The sequence below is a fragment of the Mesorhizobium sp. M2C.T.Ca.TU.002.02.1.1 genome, from assembly GCF_003997225.1.
Window position 1 is genome coordinate 1 of sequence record NZ_RZTO01001354.1, and the last position, 845, is coordinate 845.

The window sequence follows — 845 nt, forward strand, 5'->3', positions numbered from 1 at the left end:
AATTGAAACTGTCGAGGGATTTCGTCACGGCGATCCGTCCTTGTCTGTTCAGCCTGAAAGGGAACGGACGCCGTTGGCATGCAATCACGCGCAAAGGTGCGGGTACGGCCATTTCCGCTGTCCGCTCCCAAGCGACCCGAGCCGTTCAAGGCGGCGCGTGCGCTGGTTCGGCGCTAATTCTGATCCCGCGCCGACCGCTGGCACGGATGAACCGCATATAGAGAATTTCCTGGAATAGTTCTAGACAGTCGAAAGACGAATTTGCGTGAGCCGGGAACGGCCGCGAAACGGTGATTTCGGGACGGGCAAAGAATGCGGCTGATCGCCGAAAATCTGGGCGGCGAGCGCGGCGGCGAGACGGTTTTCTCCAATATCGGCTTCGCGCTGGACAAGGGCGAGGCGCTTATCGTCACCGGTCCGAACGGCGCGGGCAAATCGACGCTGTTGAGGATCGTGGCCGGGCTGTTGCCGGTCGCCGAAGGGAAGGTTCGATTCGAGGGCGGCGGCGAGGCCTTCCCGACGGCCGCCTCAGCCTCGCATTATCTCGGCCATCTCAACGCGATGAAGACGGCACTCAGCGTCGAGGAGAATCTCGGCTTCTGGCGCGCGTTTCAAGGAGAGGCGGGACTGAGCGTCGAGGAGGCGCTGGAGACGGTGGCGCTCGGCGGTCTCGGGCACCTGCCCTTCGGCTATCTGTCGACCGGGCAAAGACGGCGGGCCTCGATCGCCAAGCTTCTGGTCACCCGCCGGCCGGTCTGGCTGCTGGACGAGCCGACGGCGGGACTGGACAAGGCCTCGGAGGAACGGTTCGCGGGGTTGATGCGGGGGCACCTGCGGGATGGGGG

The 845-nt window shown here is 64.3% G+C and carries 1 protein-coding gene; it reads left to right on the plus strand.

Translation table 11 applies throughout. The features are described from left to right. Positions 1-312 precede the first annotated feature (312 nt). Positions 313-845 (plus strand): heme ABC exporter ATP-binding protein CcmA (gene ccmA / locus EOD07_RS36070; RefSeq protein ID WP_127238488.1); only part of this gene is annotated, 533 nt, incomplete at its 3' end.